This is a genomic window from Stenotrophomonas sp. YJH_SMC_16, assembly GCF_059367875.1.
Window position 1 is genome coordinate 592767 of record NZ_JCAFRH010000002.1, and the last position, 24858, is coordinate 617624.

General features: G+C 65.6%; 21 protein-coding genes, 7 tRNA genes and 1 pseudogene. 12 read left to right on the top strand and 17 right to left on the bottom strand.

Going from position 1 to position 24858, the window contains the following annotated elements; all coding sequences use genetic code 11:
* Nucleotides 1-25: 25 nt before the first annotated feature.
* From AC5P6E_RS07395 to AC5P6E_RS07425, 7 genes are all read right to left on the bottom strand, one after another.
* Nucleotides 26-928 (bottom strand): cation diffusion facilitator family transporter, encoded by a 903-nt coding sequence (locus AC5P6E_RS07395; protein ID WP_227199625.1) that lies wholly within the window; start codon nt 926-928, stop codon nt 26-28.
* Between the two features lie 28 nt (nt 929-956).
* On the bottom strand, nt 957-3245 hold the full coding sequence (locus AC5P6E_RS07400; protein ID WP_043402035.1) for an Orn/Lys/Arg family decarboxylase: 2289 nt from the start codon (nt 3243-3245) through the stop codon (nt 957-959).
* Nucleotides 3246-3265: 20 nt separating this feature from the next.
* Nucleotides 3266-4618, bottom strand: a complete 1353-nt coding sequence (gene adiC, locus AC5P6E_RS07405) for an arginine/agmatine antiporter (protein WP_006461445.1) — start codon at nt 4616-4618, stop codon at nt 3266-3268.
* A 76-nt stretch (nt 4619-4694) separates the two neighbouring features.
* Complete coding sequence (locus AC5P6E_RS07410) at nt 4695-6128, bottom strand: DcaP family trimeric outer membrane transporter (RefSeq protein ID WP_329836054.1); 1434 nt, start codon at nt 6126-6128, stop codon at nt 4695-4697.
* Between the two features lie 514 nt (nt 6129-6642).
* Nucleotides 6643-7485: a thiol:disulfide interchange protein DsbG gene (gene dsbG / locus AC5P6E_RS07415; RefSeq protein ID WP_171954463.1), complete on the bottom strand. Its 843-nt coding sequence runs from the start codon at nt 7483-7485 to the stop codon at nt 6643-6645.
* A gap of 30 nt (nt 7486-7515) precedes the next feature.
* Complete coding sequence (locus tag AC5P6E_RS07420) at nt 7516-8319, bottom strand: redoxin family protein (protein WP_329836052.1); 804 nt, start codon at nt 8317-8319, stop codon at nt 7516-7518.
* An 80-nt stretch (nt 8320-8399) separates the two neighbouring features.
* The gene (locus AC5P6E_RS07425) at nt 8400-9467 is read right to left on the bottom strand and encodes a GlxA family transcriptional regulator (RefSeq protein WP_019336511.1); all 1068 of its coding nucleotides are present in this window, start codon (nt 9465-9467) and stop codon (nt 8400-8402) included.
* Nucleotides 9468-9653: 186 nt separating this feature from the next.
* Between AC5P6E_RS07425 and AC5P6E_RS07430 the strand changes: the two genes are divergently transcribed.
* The 7 genes from AC5P6E_RS07430 to AC5P6E_RS07460 all read left to right on the top strand — a co-directional run bounded on the left by AC5P6E_RS07430 (nt 9654) and on the right by AC5P6E_RS07460 (nt 10991).
* The gene (locus AC5P6E_RS07430; RefSeq protein ID WP_010484978.1) at nt 9654-10067 is read left to right on the top strand and encodes a heavy metal-responsive transcriptional regulator; all 414 of its coding nucleotides are present in this window, start codon (nt 9654-9656) and stop codon (nt 10065-10067) included.
* 89 nt (nt 10068-10156) lie between these two features.
* Nucleotides 10157-10232: transfer RNA gene (locus AC5P6E_RS07435), tRNA-Ala, on the top strand.
* 54 nt (nt 10233-10286) lie between these two features.
* A tRNA-Glu gene (locus AC5P6E_RS07440) sits at nt 10287-10362 on the top strand.
* A gap of 184 nt (nt 10363-10546) precedes the next feature.
* Nucleotides 10547-10622: transfer RNA gene (locus tag AC5P6E_RS07445), tRNA-Ala, on the top strand.
* Between the two features lie 48 nt (nt 10623-10670).
* Nucleotides 10671-10746, top strand: a tRNA-Glu gene (locus tag AC5P6E_RS07450).
* 46 nt (nt 10747-10792) lie between these two features.
* Nucleotides 10793-10868: transfer RNA gene (locus tag AC5P6E_RS07455), tRNA-Ala, on the top strand.
* A 47-nt stretch (nt 10869-10915) separates the two neighbouring features.
* Nucleotides 10916-10991, top strand: a tRNA-Glu gene (locus tag AC5P6E_RS07460).
* Between the two features lie 96 nt (nt 10992-11087).
* Here AC5P6E_RS07460 and AC5P6E_RS07465 read toward each other — a convergent pair.
* Nucleotides 11088-11504: a GNAT family N-acetyltransferase gene (locus AC5P6E_RS07465; protein WP_043403080.1), complete on the bottom strand. Its 417-nt coding sequence runs from the start codon at nt 11502-11504 to the stop codon at nt 11088-11090.
* A 77-nt stretch (nt 11505-11581) separates the two neighbouring features.
* Here AC5P6E_RS07465 and AC5P6E_RS07470 point away from each other — a divergent pair, with 77 nt between their 5' ends.
* Nucleotides 11582-12538 (top strand): SOS response-associated peptidase family protein, encoded by a 957-nt coding sequence (locus tag AC5P6E_RS07470; protein ID WP_329836050.1) that lies wholly within the window; start codon nt 11582-11584, stop codon nt 12536-12538.
* A gap of 45 nt (nt 12539-12583) precedes the next feature.
* On the opposite strand, the gene AC5P6E_RS07475 is transcribed toward AC5P6E_RS07470, so the two are convergent.
* A complete protein-coding gene (locus AC5P6E_RS07475; RefSeq protein WP_010484956.1) occupies nt 12584-12781 on the bottom strand; it encodes a hypothetical protein in 198 nt (65 codons plus the stop codon).
* Nucleotides 12782-12850: 69 nt separating this feature from the next.
* Nucleotides 12851-13231, bottom strand: a complete 381-nt coding sequence (locus AC5P6E_RS07480; RefSeq protein WP_010484954.1) for a response regulator — start codon at nt 13229-13231, stop codon at nt 12851-12853.
* A gap of 132 nt (nt 13232-13363) precedes the next feature.
* Here AC5P6E_RS07480 and AC5P6E_RS07485 point away from each other — a divergent pair.
* A tRNA-Leu gene (locus tag AC5P6E_RS07485) sits at nt 13364-13449 on the top strand.
* A gap of 89 nt (nt 13450-13538) precedes the next feature.
* Here AC5P6E_RS07485 and AC5P6E_RS07490 read toward each other — a convergent pair.
* On the bottom strand, nt 13539-13838 hold the full coding sequence (locus tag AC5P6E_RS07490) for a hypothetical protein (RefSeq protein ID WP_224328272.1): 300 nt from the start codon (nt 13836-13838) through the stop codon (nt 13539-13541).
* A gap of 109 nt (nt 13839-13947) precedes the next feature.
* Here AC5P6E_RS07490 and AC5P6E_RS07495 point away from each other — a divergent pair, with 109 nt between their 5' ends.
* Nucleotides 13948-14406: a carboxymuconolactone decarboxylase family protein gene (locus tag AC5P6E_RS07495; RefSeq protein WP_019336516.1), complete on the top strand. Its 459-nt coding sequence runs from the start codon at nt 13948-13950 to the stop codon at nt 14404-14406.
* A gap of 98 nt (nt 14407-14504) precedes the next feature.
* Nucleotides 14505-15026 (top strand): annotated as a pseudogene (locus AC5P6E_RS07500) (GGDEF domain-containing protein); the annotation flags it as partial.
* Here the strand turns inward: AC5P6E_RS07500 and AC5P6E_RS07505 are convergent.
* Together AC5P6E_RS07505 and AC5P6E_RS07510 are read right to left on the bottom strand one after the other, a co-directional pair.
* Entirely contained in the window at nt 15023-16849 is a 1827-nt protein-coding gene (locus tag AC5P6E_RS07505; RefSeq protein WP_329836048.1) for a methyl-accepting chemotaxis protein, read from the bottom strand. The pseudogene AC5P6E_RS07500 and the gene AC5P6E_RS07505 sit on opposite strands and share 4 nt — an antisense overlap.
* A 255-nt stretch (nt 16850-17104) precedes the next feature.
* Nucleotides 17105-17650, bottom strand: coding sequence for a GNAT family N-acetyltransferase (locus AC5P6E_RS07510; protein WP_329836047.1), 546 nt, complete (start codon nt 17648-17650; stop codon nt 17105-17107).
* Nucleotides 17651-17802: 152 nt separating this feature from the next.
* Here AC5P6E_RS07510 and AC5P6E_RS07515 point away from each other — a divergent pair, with 152 nt between their 5' ends.
* Nucleotides 17803-18891: a DUF5694 domain-containing protein gene (locus tag AC5P6E_RS07515; RefSeq protein WP_043403094.1), complete on the top strand. Its 1089-nt coding sequence runs from the start codon at nt 17803-17805 to the stop codon at nt 18889-18891.
* Nucleotides 18892-18930: 39 nt separating this feature from the next.
* Here AC5P6E_RS07515 and AC5P6E_RS07520 read toward each other — a convergent pair whose 3' ends face one another.
* The 4 genes from AC5P6E_RS07520 to AC5P6E_RS07535 form a co-directional block, all read right to left on the bottom strand.
* Nucleotides 18931-19161 (bottom strand): hypothetical protein, encoded by a 231-nt coding sequence (locus AC5P6E_RS07520; RefSeq protein ID WP_010484939.1) that lies wholly within the window; start codon nt 19159-19161, stop codon nt 18931-18933.
* Between the two features lie 62 nt (nt 19162-19223).
* A complete protein-coding gene (locus AC5P6E_RS07525; RefSeq protein WP_019336521.1) occupies nt 19224-21413 on the bottom strand; it encodes a PAS domain S-box protein in 2190 nt (729 codons plus the stop codon).
* 208 nt (nt 21414-21621) lie between these two features.
* Nucleotides 21622-24003, bottom strand: a complete 2382-nt coding sequence (locus AC5P6E_RS07530) for a Tex family protein (protein ID WP_100446061.1) — start codon at nt 24001-24003, stop codon at nt 21622-21624.
* A 207-nt stretch (nt 24004-24210) separates the two neighbouring features.
* Complete coding sequence (locus tag AC5P6E_RS07535) at nt 24211-24426, bottom strand: hypothetical protein (protein WP_005410085.1); 216 nt, start codon at nt 24424-24426, stop codon at nt 24211-24213.
* Nucleotides 24427-24858: the final 432 nt, after the last annotated feature.

Here is a 24858-nt window from a genome sequence, read left to right on the forward strand (position 1 = left end):
TGGGCTCGGCTCTACCGTTCCCCGCTCACGTCCACGCCGGGTCTGCCGTGAAATCGATGGTCAGCCAGAACGTGCTGCCCCGCGCATCCAGGCGTACCGCGATTTCATCGCGCATCGCATCAACCTCGCCCACCGACCCCAGCGGCGTACCTGGGTCGGCCAGCACATGGATCTCGATGAAGCGCATCCGCCCCATCTTCGCCACGTGACTGGTAAAACCGGCATAACCGCGCTCGGCCACGAATGCCTGCATCACCTGCTGCACGCGCCGGTCCAGATCATCCGGCGCCACCTGCAGTACTTCACGCATGGCCTTCCACGCGCTGCGCGCCGGCACCGGCAGCACCGCCAGGCTGATCAACGCCAGCACGATCGAATCCAGGTACGGCACCCAGTGGTGCCATTCGCCCCCCTGCAGGGCCAGGGCCAGTACGAAGGCCAGTACCACCGCCAGGCTCATCAACCCACCCAGCAGCCAGCCACGCACGTCCAGCCACAACAGCGCCGAGCGCAGATGCCGCGCTCGTTGGGCGACAAACAGCGCCATCGCCAGGTTGCTGGCACTCAGCAGTGCCGCCCACCACAGCGCGGGCCCGAGTTTCACTTCATGCCCGCCCGTGGTCAAGCCAATCACCGCGTTGGCCAGCGCATACACGCAGGCCAGCGACAGGATCACCCCACCGAGTGCCTCGACCATTGGCTCCAGGTGCCAGTAGCCGTACTGGAAGCGCGGGCTCTGTTCCCGCGCCACCAGCCGCAGCACCGACAACGACACCAGGGTCAGCGCGACGTCGACCAGGCTGTACACGCCATCGAACAGGATGGCCTGCGATCCCACCAGCAGGCCACCGCCGAAGCCGACCGCGCTCACCGCCAGGGTGACCCCGATGGAGAACTTCAGGATGCGTTGCTCGCGCGCGGTATCCATCGTCCGCCGAACGGCCGACCGTTGCCGGTCAGGCCTTCAGCACCTCCACCTTGTACGAAACCGCATCACCCTCCTGCTCGATGATCAGCCCGTGCACGTCCGACTCGAAGCCCGGGAAACGAGCGTTCTGTTCGCGGGCGATGCGCAGCGACTGGATGATCGGCTCGTCACTGTCGCCAAAGCGCTCGCCCGGCATGATGGTCGGAATGCCCGGCGGGTACGGCACCAGCATGGTCGCGGCGACGCGGCCACTGAGCTGCTCGATGTCGACCCGCTCGATCTCGCCCTTGACCAGGTGGTTGTAGGCATCGGCCGGGGTCATCACCGGGGTCGGCAGATCCACGTACATCTCGCGCATCACCTTGGCCACCGCAAATTCCTGGTTGAACGCATGCAGTGCATCGCACAGGTCACGCAGGCCCCAGCCGGCGTAGGCATTGGGATAGTCGGCCGCCAGCGTCGGCAGTGCCTGGCTCAGCGGCGCGTTGCGGTCATACAGCTCCTTGAATGCCATCAGCTCGGTGACCAGCGTGCTCCACTTGCCCTTGGTGATGCCCATCGAGAACAGGAACAGCACCGAGTACAGGTTGGTCTTCTCCACGGTAATGCCGCGGCCCCACAGGAACTTGCTGAGCACCGCCGCCGGGATGCCCAGCTTGCCCATGCTGCCGTCCATCGCCAGGCCCGGGGTCAGCAGGGTCACCTTGATCGGGTCGATCAGCACGTAGTCATCGACCAGGTTCTCGAAGCCGTGCCAATGGGCATCCGGTTGCAGGTACCACTCCTCGCGTTTGGCCACCAGCGGCGCCGGCGTATCACCCTTGTCCAGGCTGCGCTCGACCTGGGTCGGCTGCCACACACTGAACCACCAGTCGTCGCGGCCCAGATCGTCACGGACGTGCAGCATCGCGCGGCGGAACGCGATCGCCTCGTCGTGCATCTCCTGCACCAGCGAACGGCCAGCCTCGCCTTCCATCATCTTCGAGGCCACGTCGCAGGCCGCGATCACCCCGTAGTGTGGGCTGGTCGAGGTGTGCATCATGAACGACTCGTTGAAGCGCTCGGCGTCCAGGTTGCGTTGCGCCGAGTTGCGCACATGGATCATCGAGGCCTGCGAGAACGCCGCCAGCAGCTTGTGGGTTGAATGCGTGGTGAAGATGATCGCATCCTGCTCACGGGGCTTGCCTTTGGCCATGCCGTAGTGGTTCTCGTAGAACGGATGGAACGCGGCGTAGGCGTACCAGGCTTCATCGAAGTGCAGGAAATCGACCGCGCTGCCGATCTCATCAGCGATCTTCTCGGCGTTGTAGCACAGGCCGTCATAGGTCGAGTTGGTGACCACTGCGATGCGTGGCTTGGAACCGGCCTGGTAGGCCTGGCTGGCCAGCGGGTTGGCAGCAATGCGCTGCTGCAGCGACTCCGGCGTGAACTGGTCCAGGCTGATCGGGCCGATGATGCCGTGCGCGTTGCGGCTTGGGGTGAAGTACACCGGCACTGCACCGGTCATGATCAGCGCGTGCAGCAGCGACTTGTGGCAATTGCGATCGACGAACACCACGTCACCGCGCGCCACCGTGCCGTGCCAGACGATCTTGTTGGCGGTGGAGGTGCCATTGGTGACGAAGAAGGTATGGTCGGCGCCGAAGTTGCGTGCCGCTTCTTCCTCGGCATCCTTGATCGGGCCGGTGTGGTCGAGCAGCGAGCCCAGCTCCGGCACCGAAATCGACAGATCGCTGCGCAGGGTGTTCTCGCCGTAGAACTGGTGGAATGCACGCCCCACCGGCGACTTGGTGAACGCCACGCCACCGGCATGGCCCGGCGTATGCCAGGAATAGTTCGACTCGGCCGCATGATGGATCAGCGCCTTGAAGAACGGCGGCAGCAGGTTCTTCATGTAGTCTTCGGCTGCGCGCATCACCTGCCGCGAGATGAAGCTCTTGGTGTCTTCGAACAGGAAGATGAAGCCGTGGATGTACTTGAGCAGCTTGCTCGGCACCTTCTCGATGGTGCGGCGCTCGCCGTACAGGAACACCGGCAGGTTGGCGCGGCGCGCACTCTGCTCACGCAGGAAGGCAGTCAGGCGCTGGAACTCGCCGTCCACCTCTTCGCTGCCATCGATCGAAATCAGCACTGCCGAGGCCGCTACGTAGGTGCGGGCGCCAGCACGGGCATCATCCAGGTTCAGGCCGCACAGCACGCGCTGGTCGTTGCTGCGCAGTTCTTCCACCAGGGCGCGGATCAGGATGCCGCCGATGCGCGGCGACTCGTAGTCGTTGTCGATGACAATGACCGGATAGTCCAGGGACTTGAAGTACACGTTGATTCTCCTTGTCGAACTCAGGAACGCTGGGCGCCGGCGCTGATGGCCGATGCCTCGCGGGCGCGCTGCCGCTGCTGGCGGCGCTCCTCGCTGAAGAAGGGATAGAACACGGTGATGAACAGCACGAACAGGAAGGCGTACTGCACGATGGTTCCCGACGAGCCGTAGATCGCCCACAGGCAGTACACAACGGTCAGGCTGGTCAGGGTCCAGAACGCACCGGTATGGACCAGGGTGTGCGAACGCTCGACCACGAAGTAGCAGGCCACGCACGAGTAGATGTAGGGCAGCAGGGTCAGTACCACGGCGGCCGACGTGATGACGTCGAACTGGGCCGACGCGGTTTCCGAGGTGGAGGTGACCAGCACCGCCAGGGTCATCAGCACCGCTACGATCAGCACGCCCTTGACCGGCACGTCATCCTTGTTGGTCTTGCTGAAGATGCTCGGGAACAGCCCGTCGTCGGACGCCGCCTTGGCGCTCTGTGCGGTCAGCAGGATCCAGCCGCCCAGCGAACCCGCCGCGCCGATGAAGGCGCACAGGCTGACCAGCGCACCGCCCCAGCCACCGACGGCCTTGGCCGCAGCCAGCGCGAACGGCGCATCGGAGGTCTGCAGCTCGCCGTTGGGCACCATGCCCATGATCACCGAGGAACTGGCGATGTAGGCGATGGCAGCCAGGAACACACCGGCCAGGGTGGCACGGGCCACGTTCTTTTCCGGGTTTTCCACCACGCCGGCGGTGACCGAAGCGGATTCGACGCCGATGAAGGCCCACAGGGTCAATGCCGCAGCACTGGAGATCGCGCCGAAGTTGGATTCACCGGACACGTTGTAGGCGCCCTTGAAGATGTCGGCATCGAAGAAGAACCAGCCGAAGATGGCGATGCCCAGGATCGGCACCAGTGCGAAGCTGGTGGTGACCGTCTGCACACGGCTGACGAAGGCCGGGCCGATCATGTTGGCGAAGCTCAGCGCCCACACCAGCACCAGCACCGCGATGCAGCGCACCAGTGGCTCGGACAGGATCGGGAAGAAGTAGCTGAAGTAGCCGACCGCCGCAATCGGGATGGCGACGTTGCCGATCCAGTTGGCGAACCAGTAGATCGTATTGGTCTGGAAGCCCATGTAGGGCCCGAACCAGTCGCGCGCATAGGCGTATGGACCGCCCGCTTTGGGCGCCAGCTTGCCCAGCTTGGCGAACACGAACGCCAGCAGCAGCGCACCGGCGGTGGTGATCAACCAGCCCCAGATCGAGGCGGTACCGATCTTGGCCAGGCTGGAGGGCAGCAGGAACACGCCTGAGCCCATCATGTTGCCGGCGACGAGGAAGGTGGCTCCGACCACCCCGATTTTCTTTGCTTCTGCCATGACAATCTCCTGTACTGGCATGAGCCCGGTGCGGCCGGGCGTGGGGACGGTTGCGCTGGCGTAACGCCGCTGGCGCTTACTTGATGAAGTTGTATTGCAGGCTGCCCTGCACCCGGACCGTGTCGCCGCGCGCGCCGCCCTGCTGTTCCAGGCGCCCGTACAGCAGCTCCATGCCCATCGTCCACGACGGTGCCGGGCTCCAGATCAGGTTGAACACGCCGTAGCGGCTCTGACGGAATGCGTCGGTCGCCAGTGCAGCATTCCGCTCCAGGGTCAGCTGGCCGACGATCAGGTTCGAACGCCACAGCTCGGACCAGTAATGGGTGTAGCCAACGAAACCACCGTGCAGGTCCAGCGCATCAAGGCGGCCATCGGCACCGACCACCGCGTCCAGCCCGGAGCCGGTCAGGTCAGCGGTGTAACGGCTCAGGCCGCGCCCACCGAGGGCACCGAACAGCAGCAGGTCGCGCTCGCCCACCGACGCCGATCCGCTCAGCTGCAGGCCACCGGCCATGCGCCGGTCGCGCTCATCGTCACCGTCATAGGCCAGGCTGCGTGCCACCGCGCCCAGTTGCAGGTGGCCCCAGTCGCGCTCCATGCGCGCCGTCACCGTCACATCCGGCAGCCGGTTCACCGCCGTGCGCTCATCGCTGGCACCGGCAAGTTCAGTCTTAGGATCTTCGGCGGCAACAGTCAGGGTGTTGCCCTTGCCCATCGCAAAGCTGTGGTGGATGCCGGCCACCAGCAGATAGCCCGCACCACCCGGACCTGCAAAATCCAGCGTGTCAGGCAGGCTGTCCGGATCCATGAAGCTGGAATAGCCGTAGCCCGCGTAGGTATTGCCGAGCTGGCCATAGGCGTGTCGCAGGCGGAATTCGTAACCATCACTGCTGCCGAAGAAGTCGTTCTCCAGGTAGAAGCGCAGGTTCCCGTGCGAGGTCGGGCGCCGCGCCTCGAAACTGAAGCGGGTCTGCTTGGCATGGATGTTGAAATTGGACACGTCACGATGACGGCCGCCCACTGGCATCGACGAAGGAATGAACTGATCTTCGTCGCCGGCTGCGCGCGAATCGGCGATGGCATCGAGCTTGGCGTAGCCGCCGATGCGGATCACCGTATCGGTGCCGGGAATGGCGAAGAAACCCTTCAGATCCGGGTCGGTTGGGCCGGCCGCACTGTCCGGTCGCGATGCCGCGGTGGAAGGATCGGCCACCGATTCACGCTGTGGCAGCACCGGTTGTGCCACGCCCGGCACCTGGGTGGGATGCAGCAGATGGGTAGCGCCTGCAGGTGCAATTGCAGGCGCAGGGATCTGCGCGATGGCAGGCGCAACCGCGCCATCGCGCTGCTCAAGCCGATCCAGCCGCTGCTGCATGCCTTCCAGTACCTGACGCATCGCCACGATCTCACGGCGCAGCGCCTGCGCGTCCTCCTTGTCATCAGCCTGTGCATATGCCGGCGTGATCGCCAATGCGGTCAAGCAGGCCAGACTCAGTACCGCCACGCGCATTGCATCCTCCCTGGACGTCCATGTTCATCTCGCAGGCCGAACGCACGCATGCGCGGCTCCGGCCCCACGTTGCCGTTGCTGGAAATGCGGATACTGCGTCGACGGCGGCGGCCAGCCTGCGCACTGCAGGCAACAGGACGATGACACTGCCCTGCCCGCACCGACGTCGACTCCATCAAGGCCGCGCTGCCAAAGAGGTGGCGACCGCAGCGGTCTGGGTAACAAGCACGGAGTGAGAATGTCGTGAATGGCTGTGCCGGCCGACCCTGATCAGGGCGTGGCGAGCGCGGCATCCGTCGCGCAGTGACGCTGTATTCCATGCGTCACAGGCTAATCCGCCTGTCGTTTTTGGCCTTGATTGGAATCAAGGCGCGATGCTTGATGTCAGTCACGATTCAGACGTGACGATGAACCAACGTTGCGCAGGCCTGCAACCGGAAGACCGGCCACAGAATGCGACAGGCCCGCATGCTGCCATGCGGGCCTGTGCAATGTTTCATGAGGCTGGCGCCACTCAGCGCGGGCCAAGCACCGTCTGCAGATCGGCACCCTGCGGCAGGCCCGCACGACGCTGTACCTGGCCCTGTGCGTCCTGGAACAGAATGCCCGGCGTGCCCTGGAAGCCCATTTCGATCATCAGTACCTGATTGGCATCGAGCTTGCCAGCAATCTCGCGGCTGATGTTCGGCAGCGCCTTGATGCCACCGCGATCAAAATCGTGCTCGTTCTGCAGCAGCGCTGCACTCGGGTCACGGGCTGCGAGGATGGCCGCCGCTTTGGCCGGGCTGTCCTCGCGGATGACGCCGACCATGATGTGACGCAACTGCACCTTGCCCGCATCGACCCACGGCCGTGCCGCTTCCCAGAACTTGTGGCAGTAAGGGCAGTTGGCATCGCTGAAGGTATAGACCACGCGCGGCGCATCGGCCTTGCCGTCACGTACCCAGGCGCTGGATTCCAGTTTGGTCCACATCTTGGCCGACATCGGCGAGGCCACCAGCTTCTCAACGGCCTCAGCGGCTACATCGTTGCCCTCCGCATCGAACAGGCTGCCGACCAGTACATGCTTGCCATCAGCAGTGACATAGGCCGCTGCCGGCTGCTGGCCGCCGACCACGCCGGCGAAACCTCGCAGGCCACCGGGGGCATCGAATTCGGCGACGACCTCGAACCCATGCTTCTCGATGCCCTTCAGCACCACAGGGCGATCGCCCTTGTTGGCAGCGGCTGTGGCGCTCGCTGCCGGTGCCGCGGCGGTCTTGCCCGGCGGCGTCTGTGCCTGGCTGCAGGCGGCCAATGCCAGCAGGACCGGCAGCAACAGCACCGCCGGGGCGGTGCGCAGGGAAGTCGACAACATGGGAACTCCGTAGTGAGATGCCCGCGCAGGCTACCGCAGCCGGCGCAGTTTGTGTTCAAGACCCGCTGCCGTCAGTTCGCCGAGGTGCAGTTCACGCAGGCGCCCTTCGGCGTCGAAGAACAGGGTCGAGGGATAGGCCCGCACACCCAGCACCGTGGATGCCGCAGCGTCATCGTCCAGCAATACGTTGCCCAGCAGGAGCCGTTCGCGCGCAACGAAACCCTGGACCTCCTCAAGGGTTTCACCCTGGTTGAGGAACACGAACTGCACGTCCGCATGTGCCTGCTGTGCCGCTGCCAAGACCGGCATCTCGCGCCTGCAGGGACCACACCAGCTGGCCCACAGGTTCAGCACCAGTGGCTTGCCACGAAACTGCTGGAGATCCACTCTGCCCCCTTGCAGATCAGCAACCTGCAATACCGGCAAGGGCATCCGCCGCTCCTGCCAGGCGGACAACAGCTGACTGCCGCCCGCCCAGAGCAGCACACCTGCCAACGCCGCGCCCAGCACCGGGGCGCGCAACGCCCGCCATGGGCGCAACCGCCACAGTCCCCATGCCAATCCCGCAACCAGGACAACCGCGAGGTGGTAGCCACCATCGGCAATCTGCAGAATGCTCCACGGCGCCTCGCGATACAGCGCGAAGTTCAAGGCCACGAAGCTGATGCGACCACACAGCAGGCCCACCAGCAGCATGTCCAGAACCATGCTGGGTGCGGAAGGCAGCGGCCTGCCGTCCTTCCTGCGTGGCCACAGACGCGCCACGGCCATCGCCAGCACTACGCACACGAGAATCAATACCACCGGCATCGGCACCGGCCCAACGCTCGACATCAGACCACCTGTTCAATCGTCCACTGGCTGCATGGTCGAAGTGTCGCGCTCCGGTTGCAAGCCCGACGATGCTGCCCGCATCAGGCCGCGCTGCGCCCCAGTTGCATCACCGACGGCGATTGCAGCCCGCGCAGACTGCCCGCCACCGACGGCATCAAGGGCCGCTCGCGGCGCTTGCTGCTGACGTGACGCCGATAGTTCGCCGGCGTCATGCCAACGATGCGCAGGAACAACCGGCGAAACGCACTCTGATCGGCGTAGCCGACGCCCCAGGCCACCTCATCGATACCCGCTCCCTGCTGCAACAGGGTCTGCGCCTTGGCGATGCGCAGCCGTTGGCAGTACTCGATCGGCCGCAGGCCGGTGGCCTTGAGGAACCGCCGCTGCAGCGTGCGCGGCTCCAATCCGGAGACTTCGCAGATCGCGGCGAGGGTGGCGCCGCGTGCCGCCGTGGTGTGCAACCAGCGCTGTGCCTTCAATACATCACGATCGCCATGTGCGAAGTTGGCGCTGAAGCGTTCCAGATCCTGCTGGATCGTGGCGGGCACGGTGATGCCCAGCTGCTGCGCCACCGCACTGGCCACGCCCTGCCCATGCAGCCGGTACAACAGCCGCAGGCCCAGGAAGCGCCAGGCCTGGCCCCCGCCGACCGTCAGCAGGTCGCCGTCATCCACCAGCGCCCGCTCGCTCGGCACCCAGCTCGCGGCCTGCGCCTGCAGGCCTGGATGGCGCCCGAGATCGGGGCCACTGACCGTACGCCCGGCCAGCAATCCGGCCCGTGCCAGCACGCTGACGCCATCACTGGCGGCGGCCAGCAGGCTGCCACCGTCATAGTGCGCGCGCAGCCAGTCCAGCAGTACCTCATCCGCGCGCAGGCACGCGCCGGCACTGATCTGGCCGGGAACCGCAATCACAGCCGGGATGGCCGCATCGAGCATTTCCGCACCCGCAATACGGTGCACACCAGTCTGGCTGGCCGGCACGATCCAGCGGGTGACCAGCACCCGCTTGAACGGCCGGCGCTGCTGCTGGGCAAGGCGATTGGCAACGTGCGCCATTTCGGCCAGTACGGAGGCGGCAGACGGATCACCTCCCGGGTATTCAACCACCGCGATCTCGACGAATCCTTCGTTCCTGAATCCTTCCACAGACCACCTCCTCGGTTCGTTGCAGGCCATCGAACGGCCGGTTCAGGCGAAGGGTAGGAACTGGCCCATCGGCGGGGCTATGAAGAAAGTTGCAAAGTGCGCTGAATGCGCGCACCCGGTCCAAGCCTTGACTCTCGACCAGACTCCAGGCTTCACAATGGTCGGCAGCATCCGCAGGAATCCGCCATGAACATTGGACAACTGGCCCGCCAGGCGGGCGTGCCGATCGATACGGTGCGCTACTACGAACGACAGCAGCTGCTGCCGACCGCGGCCCGCTCGGCGGGTGGCTACCGCATCTTCGGCGAGCAGGATCTGCGCCGGCTGCGATTCATCCGCCGCGCCAAGGCGCTGGGCTTCAGCCTGGAAGAGATCGGCGAGCTGCTCGTACTGAGCGATCAGCACTCGCAGGACATGGGCAGCGTGCGCGACACCGCGCAGGCCCGCCTGCAGGACATCGCGCAACGGATGGCCGAGCTGCAGCGCATGCACACCGCACTTTCGCAGCTGGTCGACGCCTGCCCCGGTCACGGCACGCTGGACCAGTGCCCGATCCTGGCGGCACTGACCGACAACGTTGCACAGGCGAAAGGCGACTGACATCGCCTTCGCAACGCACGTGAAGAAAAGTGCAACAAATGCTTGCCAACCCCCTGGGGCAAGGCTATTATTTCGCTCCTCAGCGACGTGGGGCCATAGCTCAGCTGGGAGAGCGCCTGCATGGCATGCAGGAGGTCAGCGGTTCGATCCCGCTTGGCTCCACCAATCTTTCGGCATTAGGCCGTCGAAAGGTCGCTAAAGAACATTGATGAGAATTGCGTCCCCATCGTCTAGAGGCCTAGGACATCACCCTTTCACGGTGGCGACCGGGGTTCGAATCCCCGTGGGGACGCCACTCATCACGAACAACGAGGACCCGGCCGATAACCGGGTCTTTTTTGTTCACCGCCTACCAGCATTCAGGTAGTGGCGTTGCGGTTCCCCTGCCCTCGTGGCCGCGGTTGAACCGGAACGAAAAAAGCTCAAAAAAAGCTTCCACAAACGTGAACACGCAGGTATGATAGGCGGCTCGGTAACACGGGGCCATAGCTCAGCTGGGAGAGCGCCTGCATGGCATGCAGGAGGTCAGCGGTTCGATCCCGCTTGGCTCCACCACTTTCGACATTAGGCCGTCGAAGGTTCTACAACTTGAAGTTTTCGTGCGTCCCCATCGTCTAGAGGCCTAGGACATCACCCTTTCACGGTGGCGACCGGGGTTCGAATCCCCGTGGGGACGCCAGTTTCGAAACGGACTCTGCTCCCGGCAGATCATCCGGAGTTTCATTGGGGCCATAGCTCAGCTGGGAGAGCGCCTGCATGGCATGCAGGAGGTCAGCGGTTCGATCCCGCTTGGCTCCACCACTTCGACATTAGGCCGTCGAAGGATCTACAACTTGAAGTTTTCGTGCGTCCCCATCGTCTAGAGGCCTAGGACATCACCCTTTCACGGTGGCGACCGGGGTTCGAATCCCCGTGGGGACGCCAATTCTTTAAAACCCCGGCTTCGGCCGGGGTTTTTCTTTGCCTGTGATTCCTGGGAAGGCCCGAGCCGCGCATGGCTGGCCTCAGCCTGGACACACCTCAGAACCGGCGATACATCCCGATCGATGCAGGTGCGGTAGGTGCGAAACCAAACTGCGCGTACAGCCGGTGCGCTTCACCATCTGCCAGAAGGCTGACGTATGCCGACGGCGGCAGGTTTGCCTGCATCCAGCCATCCAGGCGACGCATCACTTCCTTGCCCAGGCCCTGCCCCTGCAGGCGCGGCAACACGGCGATATCGCAGACCTGCAGGTGGCAGCCCCCATCGCCGACGATGCGCCCCATCGCCACCAGCTCGTTGCCCTGGTAGGCGCACACGCCATACAGGGTATTGGGCAGCGCGCGTGCCGCCGCCTCCTGGCTCTTGGCACTGAGGCCCGCCAGCACACGCAGCTGGCAATAGTCCTCGACCGTGGGCACGGCGTCGCGGAACTGGCAGGCGACGGAATCATTCATGCGCTTTCTCCCTGTAGGTCGGGCTATCCTGCCTCATCCATGTCGCAACTGCTGCGACCCGCGCCTGCAGAGTTCCCATGTGCTATTCCGCCCTGATCCGCGCCGACTACGCCAAGCTGGTGCGCGAGTTCGGCGCCATCCTGTCGCTGGAAGAATTCGCGGAGCTGTACGCGCACGATCCCGGCAAGAAGCGCCCCAGAACTCCCAAGGCCATGGATGACGGCTTCGCCGGTGCGCGCACCGAGCAGGGCCGCGACATCGTCGCGAAAATCCAGCAATGGCATGCGCAGGAGCGCCAGGATCTGGAAGCGGAGCTGGCCCGCCAGCGCGAGCGACGCGATATCGCCAACGCCACGCTGGCGACCCGCCCCACCCAGAAGGCACGCAACGACCTGCGCATAGCCGGCAACCGCATCGATCGTGCGCAGGCCCGGCTGGAAGACCTGCACCGGGTGCAGCTGCTGCCGCGCGACAACCGCATTTTCCCTGGCACCTACGCACCGGTCATGGTCAGCGAGGGCGGCAAACGCGTGATCAAGCCGATGCGCTACCAGTGCCGGCTGCCGGACAAGCCGGTGCGCAACGACATCCTCTATCCCGGCACCTACAACGCGAGGCGCGATAGCCTGGAAGGCTATTGGCGCGGTGCGTTCGGCCTGCGCCACGGCGTGGTGGTGGTGCAGGCGTTCTATGAGCACGTACCGCGTCACGCCATCGCCGGCCGTACGCTGGGTGCCGATGAGAAAGAGCAGGACGTGGTGCTGGAGTTCCGGCCTGATCCCCCGCGCGATCTGCTGCTGGCCTGCCTGTGGGCGGAATGGGAAGGACCGGAAGGTCGCCTGCTGTCATTTGCCACCATCACCGACACGCCTCCGCACGACGTCGCCGCTGCGGGCCACGACCGCGGCGTCGTTCCCATCCGCAGGGAACACCTCGATGCCTGGCTCAATCCCGATCCGGATGATCTGGCGCGGCAGTACCGCATCCTCGACGACCGCGAAGAGATCCGCTACGTGTACGAAGAAGCCGGCTGAATACCGCGCACAGATGAAAAACCCCGCCTGGGCGGGGTTCATGGATCAGGGATTGCCGCCGCACATCGCCTCTTCGCAGAAGGCCTGTTCCTGCAGGCATTGTTCGACCTCACCACCCCGCGCGATGCAGCTCTTGTAGAGCTGGAAACAGGGCTGGCCGCACCACGCGGCAGAGGCCGTACCACCGAAGACCGCCATCGAAAGGACACCCGCAGCAACCATGCGCTTGATCCACTTCTTCATGCCACTCTCCTTGTAGGCCTGAGCATTCAGGCCCGGGCAGGATACGCCCACCGCTTCAGCATGCGCCAATCAGGCCCTGGCGCTGGCGCGGCCCACTGCGCGTACCAGTGCCTGGCTCAGGTCTGCCGAGAGATACGGCTTGACCAGCAGCACGCCGGCCAGCATCGGCTCGGGCAGCTGCTCGGCCAGCATGCCGGTGGCCAGCACGAACGGCACGCCACGCGCCGACAGCGCCGCGGCCACCGGCTCGCTGGTTTCATTGCGGGCCAGGCGGTAATCAAGCAGGGCAACGTCCGGGGTCGACGCCTCCAGCAGGCGCAGTGCCTCAGCGACGCTCGCGGCCAGACCCACCACCGTCGCACCGGCGTGCACCAGCTGCATCTGCAGCAGTGCGGCACTCATCTCGTCGTTCTCGACCACCAGCACCCTCAGGTCCTGCAACACTGTCATCGGCTACCACTCCTGGAGGCATTCAAGCCGCCGCAGTATAGCCATCACTGGGCCGAAGCCGACAGGACGCGCCCTGATCGGCCTCCCCACTATGAAAGCCGTGCCGACCTCGTTTACAATCGCACGCTGCCTGCCGGTGTGGCGGAATGGTATACGCAGCTGACTCAAAATCAGCCGGGGGTGACCCCATGAAGGTTCGAGTCCTTTCACCGGCACCAAAGACCCTTGCGGCATAAGGGTTTAAAAGAAAATGGCGTAATGGAGTCGTGAATCTTCCGGCTCCGCCTTTTTTCTTCATTCTCTCTCGCTACACACCGCCGCGCATCTGCTGCAGCCCCGCCCTCAACCGCGCCTTGCTGCGGATGTCCCTCGCTCGGGGTTTCGTCTCCGCCGGCGGCTTGCGCGGCTCCAGCGCTGCCTTGATCCGCTCGATCTCCTTCGCCCCAGCCTCAGCCAGGCGCCGGGCCTGTTGCTGCTGCTCGCGGGTCGGGGGTAGGCCCGGCAGAGGCGTGGCCGGCGCGATGAGCGTGCTGTCGGTCAGGGGGTCCACGGCCTCGCGCGGCGGCAGGCCCGGGTAGAGCCCCACCGCACACCAGTGCTCAGCCAAGCGCCTATTCTGGCGCACGCTATCAGCTGTCACGAACCGTCCCTGCTCGGCGTCCCTACCTTTGAGTGGACCGACTCCGGCCCACACTTAGAGGAAAAGGACGTTAGAAATGAACCGAGCGAACTGGTTTGTGGTCTCTCCCGAGGGTGCCAAAGCGGTTGGACAGCTCCATCACTTTGTGACCACCGGCACATCGTTGCCCTCAAAATTGATCCACCTGGTGTTCTTGCGCGTTTCTCAACTGAATGGATGCGCGCACTGCATAGACATCCACACACGCGATCTACTCAAGGAAGGCATGCCCTTCGACACAATCACCCTTCTGCCTGTTTGGCACGAAGCCTCGTACCTGTTCTCGGAGCAAGAGCGCGCCGCGTTGGCATGGTCTGAGGAAGTGACGCTTGTCAGCGAGACCCACGCATCTGACGAGGCGTATCAGGCCGTGGCCGCAGCCTTCAGCGAGAAGGACCTTGTCGATCTTACGCTCACCATCGCGGCAATGAACGCGATCAATCGGCTAGGCGTGAGCTTTAGGCTCAAGCCCCGTGCCAAGCCCGCTACCGAGTAACGACACCGGCGAGCGCTGGGCATTGGCCCAGCGCCGCGTCAGCGCCGCTTTGATCCGACTTTTGCCTCCCTCAACCGAGCCTTAGCGGGATCCGTCAGTCTGGGCTTGGTCTCCGCCGGCCGCCGGATCGGCTCCAGTGCCGCCATCACCCGGGCGAACGCGGCAGCAGCCGCCTCGTCCAGGGACTCGGGCTGGCGGTACTGATGATCGACATCGACCACTTCAAACGGCTCAATGACACCTACGGCCACCCGGAAGGCGATCGTCGCCTGCAGTCGGTGGCTGCCATCCTTGATGGCTGCCTGCAACGGGGTGACGATCTGCTGGCCCGCTATGGCGGCGAAGAGTTCATCGCCGCCCTGCCCTCGCCCGATGCCGCCCACGCCCTGGGCCTGGGCGAACGGCTGCGCGCTTCGGTCGAAGCCGCAGCCCTGCCCGCCCCTGAAGCCACCGTCACCATCAGCATCGGCGTGGCCTGTCAGGCACCGGGCGAAGACCGCGATCCGCGCGACCTGGTCGAACGCGCCGACCAGGCCCTGTATCGCGCCAAGCATGCCGGCCGCAACTGCGTACGCGGCGACACCGGCACCACGGAAGACTGGTCCGGGCGCCGCGTCTAGACCGCGTGCAGCGCCGCCGCTCCATGCCGATGCCCGGCCCCGCCCTGCACGCGGAAGCTGGCCACGGTCTGCAGCAGCTGCGCCGACTGTTCTTCCATGCTGCGCGCCGCCGCCGACGCCTCCTCGACCAGGGCCGCGTTCTGCTGGGTGCCCTGATCGATCAGGTCAACCGCATGATTCATCTGCTGGATGTCGTCGCTCTGCTGCTGCGAGGCAGTGCTGATTTCGGTCATCAGGTCACTGACCCGGCGCACGTTGGTCACGATTTCATCCATGGTGCGGCCCGCGCTCTCAACCTGCGCCGTGCCGGCGCCCACATTGGCAACCGACTCATCGATCAGGTGCTTGATCTCCTTGGCTGCGCTGGCCGAACGCTGCGACAACTCGCGGATCTCGGTTGCAACCACGGCGAAGCCACGGCCATGTTCACCGGCACGCGCAGCCTCCACCGCTGCGTTCAGCGCGAGAATGTTGGTCTGGAAGGCGATGCCGTCGATCACCCCGATGATGTCGACGATGCGCCGCGACGAGGCATTGATCACCGCCATCGTCTCGACCACCTCATGCACCACATTGCCGCCTCGCGCGGCGACGTCGGCCGCTCCACCGGCCAGCTGGCTGGCCTGGCGCGCGTTGGTGGCCGTGCGCTGCACGGTCTCGGCCAGTCCCTTCATCGACACGGCGGTTTCCTCCAGCGAGGCCGCCTGCTGCTCGGTGCGCTGCGAGAGGTCGCTGTTGCCCTGTGCGATTTCAGTCGCGCCGACTGCGATGGTGTCCGCAGCGAACTTGATCTGGCCGATGATGGCCGCCATCGCCTCGACCAGCGAATTCACGCCTTCGCACAGTTCGGCGATCGGTCCGTTCTTGTCGGTGGTGGCCACGCGCTGGGTCAGGTCGCCCTGCTTGGCGGCAGCCACCACCTCGCGGGTCTGCGCCACGGCGCGCTGCATGGCCTGGTTCTCATGTACCTGCACGGTGATGTCGGTAGCGTACTTGACGACCTTGAACGGCTTGCCGTTGATGTCCAGGATCGGGTTGTAGGATGCCTGGATCCAGACCTCGCGCCCGCCCTTGCCCAGGCGCCGATACTGCCCGGCGTCATACTCGCCACGCCCCAGTTTCTCCCAGAACTGGCGATATTCGACGCTGCTGCGATGCTCGGGCTCGACAAACAACGAATGGTGCTGCCCGCGCACCTCGTCCAGGCTGTAGCCGGTGGCGGCCAGGAAATTGTCATTGGCCGACAGGATGCGGCCATCCATGCTGAACTCGATCACCGCCTGCGACTTGGCGATCGCGGCCAGTTGCCCCGCCGAGTCGGCCGCCTGCAGCTTCTGCGCGGTGATGTCGGTCGCGAACTTGACCACCTTGTACGGCCGCCCCTGGCGGTCCAGCACCGGGTTGTACGAGGCCTGGATCCAGATCTCGCGCTGGCCCTTGCCGAAGCGGCGGTACTGTCCGGCGTCATATTCGCCGCGCCCCAAGCGCGCCCAGAAGTCGCGGTATTCAGCGCTGCGCGCCTGCTCGGGGTCGACGAACAGGGAATGATGCCCGCCCTGGATCTCCTCCAGCCGGTAGCCCATCGCCTGCAGGAAATTGTCATTGGCCTGCAGGATGGTGCCGTCGAGCGCGAACTCGATGACGGCCTGCACGCGATGCAGCGCGGCCACCTGCGCTTCCAGCTCGGTGCGGTCGGTCACCGCCTTCTCTGTGCGGGTGCGTTGCTGTGGCGCCAGTACGCCAAGCAGCGCACGCCACGGCGACCAACGGGTATGCAGCTCGGCCGGCGCCTGCGCGCCCGCCGTGAAGCCTGGAATGAGCATTGTCTGATCCTCGGTGTCCGGTAAGCGGTTGTGACCCGACGGGCGGGATGCCCGGCGGCAACATCAGTTGCCAGGGACTACAGGTGCCAACCGGCACCTCTCGAGCGACTGCCAAGAGCGTCTGCTGCGGGTGCGATCGGCATCTGGAAGCGGCGGAACACACTGCGCGGACCGCCCATCGGGGGCAGTCCCGGGTCCTGCGGCGGGTGACTGGAGCGGGATCCAGAGGGAGTATCGGCGATGCCGTCGGCCGCTTTAGCGGGATTCCGCGACGTCCGTCGCAACTCCATGCATTGCAGCCGGAATGCGGTAGACGATTGCTGTGTACTTCACGCCCCGCTCACGTGCCACCGCCTGCCCACCGAGGGACTCAGCCAGTGAACGGCTGGACCGGTTCCGTTCCGCCACCGGGTAGCGGAACGCCGCACAGCGCAGGCGCTCGGAGGCCGCCGACCACACCGCCGCCATTGCTTCGCGGCCATAGCCGTGCCCATGCATCACTTCTGCGATCCAGATGCCCAGCTCGGGTTCTGCTTCCCCGGCTCGATGCAGGCCTGCCAAGCCAAGGAATACATCATCCTCGCGCCTGCGGATCACGAACGTGATGTCGGTCCCGTCGGCAATGGTGGGCAGCCACGTCTGCCAGACCGCAGCAAACGCCGCCTCCGACGGAGGCGGCTCGAAGGCCATGTAGCGGGTCAGCCCGGGCGTGATTCCCGCAAATGCCTCGTCGGCGTCACCGGGCGTGAATGGCCGGAGGTGCAGCCGCGGACTGTCGATGGTCCAGTCGTCGGATGTCATGTTCTGCATTGCCTAAGCGCTGAGTACAGCATCGCTCAGCAGAAGGATGCAGCTCAAGGCAGAAAGGTTTACATGACCAATGCGGGATTCCCCAGCCGGAGAAAATGACCAGCATGAAGGTCCCGCAGGACGCTTATCGACATGGAGATCGCATGTTCCCTCGCTTTGCCAGCCTTCTCTTCCTGGCCGTGTGCAGCAGCAGCGCGCTGGCCAACGACACCGCCTATCGACCGGCGTTCCACCCGGACCAGCTGAAGGGACCGCCCGCAGGACGCCCGAACGAAGTACTGGTACTGGGCAGCCCGCACCTGTCCAGCCTGCCGGAGACCTTCACGCCGGCGATGCTGGAACCTCTGCTGCAGCGCCTGGAAGCCTGGCGGCCCACCGCGATCGCAGTGGAGAACCTGTCCGGCCTGCAGTGTGACTTCATGCGCCGCAATCCAGCCCGATACGCGGAGAGCGTAGCGGACTACTGCGTCGATCCGGCCCCGGCGCAGGCCGCCACCGGCCTGGACGTGCCCAGCGCGAACGTGGAGATGGAACGCCTGCTTGCGGAATGGCCGAAGGCGCCAACCGCTGCCCAGCGACGCCGATTGGCCGCAGTCTTCCTGGCCGCGGGCGAAAGCAGCTCGGCAGTCGTCCAATGGCTGCGGTTGCCCAGGGAAGAGCGACGTGCTTCGGACAGCCTGACGCCGGAGCTGGTGCGGTTCCTCGACACGCGCATGACCCGCCGCAACGAGGCCGGCCTGGTGGCCGGCGTCCTTGCCGCACGCCTGGGACTGGAGCGCCTGTGGTCGGTCGACGACCACACTGCGGATTCGCCAACACCGGAATCGCAGCAGAAGGCCTACGCTGCCGCCATACGCGGTGCCTGGGACAATTCCTTCGTCAAAGCGCGCAGGGCGGCCGATGAACGGCTCGAAGCCAATCTTGACCAAGCGGATGGGTTGCTCGCGATGTATCGCGCCTACAACGCACCCGAGGCCGTGATGGCGGCCTTCAACAGCGATTTCGGCGCGACGCTCGTCGAACCCTCGCCGGAAGGCTTCGGCCGCAACTACGTGGGCTACTGGGAAACCCGCAACCTGCGCATGGTCGCCAACATGCGCGACATACTGGGCCAGCATCCAGGCACCCGCATGCTGACCATCGTCGGTGCCTCGCACAAGGGCTACTACGAGGCTTACCTCAACCTGATGCACGACGTGCAGCTGGTCAGTTCGGATGAAGTTCTGCGCTGACGCAACATGACATGGGGGATGCGGTGACCATCCACCGCATCACTCCACCGCGTTCCTGCCCGCCCGCCAGAGCACGATGCAGGCGGCACCGATGCAGGACAGCGTGAATACCAGCAGGGCGACCGCGCCGCCCTGCAGCACCGGCAGCAGGGCCTGCGCGTGCAGGTCGCCGCGCAGCTGTTCCGCACGCAGGCAGGCGGCCAGGGCCAGGCACCAACCGACCAGGGCCGGGGCGAAGGCACGCACCGTCACCGGGTTGCAGACATTCATGGGATCACCTGTACGAGGGGAAGTGCACGGAGTATTCGCGCACGCCCTCTCACAGGCTGAGATCAGCCCTCGATCGGGTCGATGTCGTCGCTCGGCAGCTCACTGGCCTCGCCCTGCACCTGTACGTTGTTGCGACCCATTGCCTTGGCCCGGTAGCACTGGGCATCAGCCGCCGCTACAGCCTGGTCCACGCTCATCCCGCCCGCCAATGGCGCGATACCGATGCTGGCGCCCACATGCAGGCGATCCCGGTCCCACGGAATCGACAGCGATGCCAGGGTGTGCAGCAGTTCACCGCCGATGCGCGCTGCACGACGCGGTGTGCAGCCGGACAGGATCACCGCGAATTCGTCGCCGCCCAGCCGCGCCACCACGTCCGAATCGCGCACGCCGTGGCGCAGCACGCTGGCCACCGCCCACAGCACGGCATCGCCGGCCAGATGGCCCCAGGTATCGTTGACCGGCTTGAAGCGGTCCAGGTCGATGTACATCAACGAGGCGGCCTGGCCGGTACGCTCGACGCGGGTGATCGCCTGCTGCAGATGCACCTCGAAGCCGCGGCGGTTGCTCAGCTCGGTCAGCGGATCGATCTCGGCCAGATGGCGCGCCTCGCGCTGGCGCGCGCGCTGCTGGGTATCGTCGCGCAGCACCCACACTGCGCCCCGTACATGACCTTCATCATCACGCAGCCAGGCACGGGTCAGGTCAACCGGAATCGTGGCTGTGCCCAGGCGCAGCAACAGGTCAGCGTGCAGGTCCACTGCGTTGCTTTCCGGGTCCAGCAGCACGGAGACATCCAGCACTGAACCGGGTGCATACTCAGTGGTCAGTGCCAGCACATCCTGCACCTTGTGCCCGGCCAGCGACAGCGCGCCATCACCGGCCAGGGTGCGCACCGCGGCGGCATTGGCGTAGTCGATGCGACCATCCAGGCTGACACTGAGCACCAGGTCGGCCACCGCATCAAGCGTGATACGGCTGCGCTGCTCGCTCTCGAACAGGCGCTGCTCGCTGCTGCGCTGGGCGCTGATGTCCTGGATCTGCGACACGAAATGCAGCGGCTCGCCGTGCTCGGTGCGCACCAGCGAAACCGACAGCCGTGCCCAGATCACCTTGCCGTCGCGATCGAGATAACGTTTTTCCAGGTGGTAGTGGCTGCGCCGCCCGGCCAGCAGGTCCTGCACCAGGGCCAGGTCGGTCTGCAGGTCGTCGGGATGGGTCAGGCGCTGGAAATCAACCTGCAGCAGTTCTTCGCGGGGGTAGCCCAGGATCCGGCACAGTGCGTCATTGACGTCCAGCCAGCGCCCTTCCAGCGACACCAGCGCCATGCCCAGCGCCGCCGACGTGAACGCACCGGCGAATTTCTCTGCCGACAGGCGTGCTTCGGCACGCGCCTGCAGGATCTCGGTAATGTCGATGGACATGCCGACATAACCGATCCGCGCGCCGCCGGCACCATCCATGCGGCTGATCGACAGGCGCACCTGGCGTGGCTGGCCATCCTTGCGCCGCAGTGTCCACTGCCGTGAATAGGTCTGCTCATCGGCGCGAGCGCTGAGTGCTTCAAACGCGCCCGGCAGGCTTCCGTCCGCAGCCGCCAGCGGACGCAGCCAGGCCGCCAGCTCGTCCGGATCGTGGAAATCACCCAGTCGCCGCTGGCCGACCACTTCTTCGGCGCTGTATCCCAGCAGGCGTTCCGCGCCGGTATTGAACAAGGTGATGGTGCCTTCGGTATCGGTCGCGATCACCGCCACCTCGTCGGATGCGTCGACCACGGCCTGCAATCGCTGCCGGCTCTCGGCCGCATCCTGTCGCGCCTGCTGCAGCTCGGTCACGTCGGCGTGTGCACCGGCCATCCACAGCGGTCGTCCCTGCCCGTCCCATTCGAACACGCGGCCACGGTCGTGGATCCATATCCACTGGCCATTCTTGTGCCGCATGCGCAGCAGGCAGACATAGTTGTCGCTGCGGCCTTCGAAATGGTCCTCCAGTGCCGCATCGGACAGGACGATGTCGTCGGGGTGGACCAGCTTCAGGAACGTCTTCTGGCACACCGGCTCCAGCTCTTCCAGGCGATAGCCGACGATCTCCGCCCAGCGCGCATTGACCCGCATTTCGCCGGTCTGCACGTTCCATTCCCAGGTGCCGGCTGCGGTGCCGTCGATGATCATCGCCAGGCGACGGCGCTCCTCGGCCAGCTCCTGCAGGCGCCGTTCGAGCAGCCCGTTGCCGTTGCTTCCCTGGCCCGCCATCAACCCGCCCCGCGGCCCGCACAGGCGGGCAGTGGCCGCAGCACAACGCTGCAGCCCTCGACGAAGACAACGGGTCCTGCTGGCGTCATGGCCCTCCCCAGCGACAGCGGGGTGGCCGAACGCCTCCCCTCAAGCGCAAGTGTGCGCAATCACGGGGAAAACCGACAAGTCCCTCACCACGAATCAAGCGTGACGGGGGACACGGTCCTCAACTGCGCTTGGCGCGGGCGAAGGCCTCGGCCAGGGCATTGTTGGCCGGGGGCGCGGACACGGCGGGACGGCCACCATTGCCCTGGCCCCGGTTCGGCCCGCGGTTCGGGCCGCCTGCGTCGCGGCGCGGCCCCTGCCCGCGCTCATCGCGCTGGCCCGAGCGGCTGGTGGCCTGCCCGGGGGTGTCGTCCAAGCGCCGGGTCAGGGCGATGCGCTTGCGGGCCACGTCCACCTCCAGCACCTTCACCTTGACGATATCGCCGGCCTTGACCACGTCGCGCGGATCCTTCACGAACGTATCGGAGAGCGCCGAAATGTGGATCAGGCCGTCCTGGTGCACGCCGATATCGACGAAAGCACCAAAGGCCGCCACGTTGCTCACCACGCCTTCCAGCACCATGCCCTCGCGCAGGTCCTTGATGTCCTCGACACCCTCGGCGAAGCGCGCCGCCTTGAACTCCGGACGCGGATCGCGGCCCGGCTTTTCCAGTTCCTTCAGGATGTCGCGAACGGTCGGCACGCCGAAGGTGTCGTCGGTGAACTGTTCTGCTTTCAGGCCACGCAGGAAGCTGCCATCACCGATCAGCGCCTTGATCGGGCGCGCGGTGCTGGCAACGATGCGCTCGACCACCGGATAGGCCTCCGGGTGCACCGCCGAGGCGTCCAACGGCTGATCGCCGTCGGCGATGCGCAGGAAGCCGGCGCACTGCTCGAAGGTCTTCTCGCCCAAGCGCGCAACCTTCAGCAGGTCTTTGCGACGCTTGAACGGGCCGTTGTCGTCACGATGGCGCACGATGTTCTCGGCCACCGTGGCCGACAGGCCGGACACCCGCGACAGCAGCGCGGCAGACGCGGTGTTCACGTACACGCCGACCGCGTTCACGCAGTCCTCCACGCGCGCGTCCAACGCCCGGGCCAGACGGTACTGATCCACGTCGTGCTGGTACTGGCCGACACCGATCGCCTTGGGTTCGATCTTGACCAGTTCGGCCAGCGGGTCCTGCAGGCGGCGGGCGATCGATACCGCGCCACGCAGCGACACATCCAGGCCCGGAAACTCCTTGGCCGCGAACTCGGAGGCCGAGTACACCGAGGCACCGGCCTCGCTCACCACCACCTTCTGCAGCTTCGGGTTGCCAGCGGCCTTGATCGCTTCACCGGCCAGCTTGTCGGTTTCGCGGCTGGCGGTGCCGTTGCCGATCGCGATCAGCTCCACGTTGTGCTTGGCGCACAGCTGCTTGATGGTCTGCAGCGACTGCTCCCACTGGCGGCGCGGCTCATGTGGGTAGATGGTATCGGTGGCGACCAGCTTGCCGGTGGCATCGACCACGGCAATCTTGCAGCCGGTCCGGATGCCCGGGTCCAGGCCGAGCACGGTCTTCGGGCCGGCCGGTGCCGCCAGCAGCAGGTCCTTCAGGTTGTCGCCGAACACCGCGATGGCTTCGGCCTCGGCCTTTTCGCGGGCCTGGTTGAACAGGTCCAGCAGCAGATGGGTATGCAGCTTGGCGCGCCAGGTCAGGCGGCAGGCGTCCAGCAGCCAGCGGTCGGCGGCACGGCCCTGGTCGGCAATGCCGGCCTTGCGCGCCACGCGCCCTTCGGCGTACTGGTGGCCAGCCTCGGCATCACTGCCCGGGTCCAGCTCCAGGAACAGGATCTCCTCGCGGCGCGCGCGGAACAGCGCCAGCAAGCGGTGCGAGGGAATCTTCGCCAGCGACTCGGCGTGTTCAAAATAATCGCGGTACTTGGCGCCTTCGGTTTCCTTGCCCTCGGCCACGCGGGCACGGATCACGCCGGATTCGCCGAGCCAGGTACGCAGTTCGCCGACCAGCGCAGCGTCTTCGCCCCAGCGCTCCATCAGGATCGCACGCGCGCCTTCCAGCGCAGCCTTGGTGTCGGCCACGCCCTTGTCGGTGTCGACGAAGGTGGCCGCGAACGTCTGCGGGTCCTGCGTCGGGTCGGCCAGCAGGCCATCGGCCAGCGGCTCCAGACCGGCCTCGCGGGCGATCTGGGCGCGGGTGCGGCGCTTGGGCTTGTACGGCAGGTACAGGTCTTCCAGGCGGCTCTTGGTGTCGGCGGCGAGGATGTCGTTGCGCAGTTCGTCGCTGAGCTTGCCCTGCTCGCCGATGCTGGCCAGCACCGCCGCGCGGCGGTCCTCCAGCTCGCGCAGGTAGGTCAGGCGCACTTCCAGGTTGCGCAGCTGGGTGTCGTCCAAGCCCCCGGTCACTTCCTTGCGGTAGCGCGCGATGAACGGAACGCTGGCGCCCTCGTCGAGCAGGCCGACCGCGGCGCGTACCTGGGCGGACTGGGCACCGATCTCATCGGCGATGGTCTGGGCGATCTGCTGGGCGAGCGCGCTCTGTGCGTTCTTGGCGTCGTGCATTGCTTCAGGTCTGTGCCGCGGTACGGGAAGACCCCATTCTGGCAACCCACGACGGAGCCGGACAAGGCATTGACAGGGGGCGAGGTTCAGCGGCGGGGCCGGATTGGACGCCGGCATCCTGGCAAGGAGAGGGCTCGGACTGGCCCTGGGCTGGGATGCCGGCGCGGGCGCGCGATGGTGGGCGCGCCCTGCCGCGTGTTGCGGAGGTCAGCGGTAGTGGCGGGCGGCGCGCTGCATGACGATCTCGTCACGCATGCCTTCCAAGGCCATCAGGCGGACCTTGCCGACACCCTGCAGTTCCATGAACCGCTCCGTGTAGAACTCCGGCCCCAGCGCGGTGTCGGCGCGGGATTTGCTGAAGCCGTAGGGCACCACGCCCTTCTCGCCATCCTTGCTACCACCGACATAAAGAACGATTGCCATGTGATGTATTCCTCCAAATTGCTACTGCGTACTGCACTCGATGAGCGATGCTGCGAGCTCATCGAGGGAGAGCTTACCGCGTCGAACCTGACTGGAACGTCACGAAGGCTAATGACGATCGGTTGCATGCAGATGACGGCGGGATCGCAGCAGAATGCTTACGGATCTTTAACTTCCGGCTAACGAATCGGTGGGGGATTCCTGCCAACGGCGCAGCCCCTGGTGGGTGGTTTGGTTGGTCGCGGAAAGCCGGTTTCCTGCGGGCTGGCCGGGAGGGTGGGTAGGCCGGGGACGCCGTGAACCTGTGGTGGTCAAGTATTTTTGGACACTCCCAAAGGGAGTTCAGGCCACCTGCTCTTCACAAAGCGCAGGTGGCACAAGGCCGTTGGCACTGTGCGGCCGACGGTGGTTGTACCAGTCCACGAATTGCTC

Excerpts from the sequence above, each read along its gene's own strand:
- AC5P6E_RS07515 (WP_043403094.1), top strand. The coding sequence starts at position 17,803 with ATGTTCCCTCGCTTTGCCAGCCTTCTCTTCCTGGCCGTGTGCAGCAGC.
- AC5P6E_RS07505 (WP_329836048.1), bottom strand. The coding sequence starts at position 16,849 with ATGCTCATTCCAGGCTTCACGGCGGGCGCGCAGGCGCCGGCCGAGCTG.
- AC5P6E_RS07465 (WP_043403080.1), bottom strand. The coding sequence starts at position 11,504 with ATGAATGATTCCGTCGCCTGCCAGTTCCGCGACGCCGTGCCCACGGTC.
- AC5P6E_RS07420 (WP_329836052.1), bottom strand. The coding sequence starts at position 8,319 with ATGTCGAGCGTTGGGCCGGTGCCGATGCCGGTGGTATTGATTCTCGTG.
- AC5P6E_RS07395 (WP_227199625.1), bottom strand. The coding sequence starts at position 928 with ATGGATACCGCGCGCGAGCAACGCATCCTGAAGTTCTCCATCGGGGTC.
- AC5P6E_RS07495 (WP_019336516.1), top strand. The coding sequence starts at position 13,948 with ATGAACCGAGCGAACTGGTTTGTGGTCTCTCCCGAGGGTGCCAAAGCG.
- adiC (WP_006461445.1), bottom strand. The coding sequence starts at position 4,618 with ATGGCAGAAGCAAAGAAAATCGGGGTGGTCGGAGCCACCTTCCTCGTC.
- AC5P6E_RS07530 (WP_100446061.1), bottom strand. The coding sequence starts at position 24,003 with ATGCACGACGCCAAGAACGCACAGAGCGCGCTCGCCCAGCAGATCGCC.
- AC5P6E_RS07525 (WP_019336521.1), bottom strand. The coding sequence starts at position 21,413 with ATGGCGGGCCAGGGAAGCAACGGCAACGGGCTGCTCGAACGGCGCCTG.
- AC5P6E_RS07535 (WP_005410085.1), bottom strand. The coding sequence starts at position 24,426 with ATGGCAATCGTTCTTTATGTCGGTGGTAGCAAGGATGGCGAGAAGGGC.
- AC5P6E_RS07430 (WP_010484978.1), top strand. The coding sequence starts at position 9,654 with ATGAACATTGGACAACTGGCCCGCCAGGCGGGCGTGCCGATCGATACG.
- AC5P6E_RS07520 (WP_010484939.1), bottom strand. The coding sequence starts at position 19,161 with ATGAATGTCTGCAACCCGGTGACGGTGCGTGCCTTCGCCCCGGCCCTG.
- AC5P6E_RS07475 (WP_010484956.1), bottom strand. The coding sequence starts at position 12,781 with ATGAAGAAGTGGATCAAGCGCATGGTTGCTGCGGGTGTCCTTTCGATG.
- AC5P6E_RS07510 (WP_329836047.1), bottom strand. The coding sequence starts at position 17,650 with ATGACATCCGACGACTGGACCATCGACAGTCCGCGGCTGCACCTCCGG.
- AC5P6E_RS07470 (WP_329836050.1), top strand. The coding sequence starts at position 11,582 with ATGTGCTATTCCGCCCTGATCCGCGCCGACTACGCCAAGCTGGTGCGC.
- AC5P6E_RS07480 (WP_010484954.1), bottom strand. The coding sequence starts at position 13,231 with ATGACAGTGTTGCAGGACCTGAGGGTGCTGGTGGTCGAGAACGACGAG.
- dsbG (WP_171954463.1), bottom strand. The coding sequence starts at position 7,485 with ATGTTGTCGACTTCCCTGCGCACCGCCCCGGCGGTGCTGTTGCTGCCG.
- AC5P6E_RS07410 (WP_329836054.1), bottom strand. The coding sequence starts at position 6,128 with ATGCGCGTGGCGGTACTGAGTCTGGCCTGCTTGACCGCATTGGCGATC.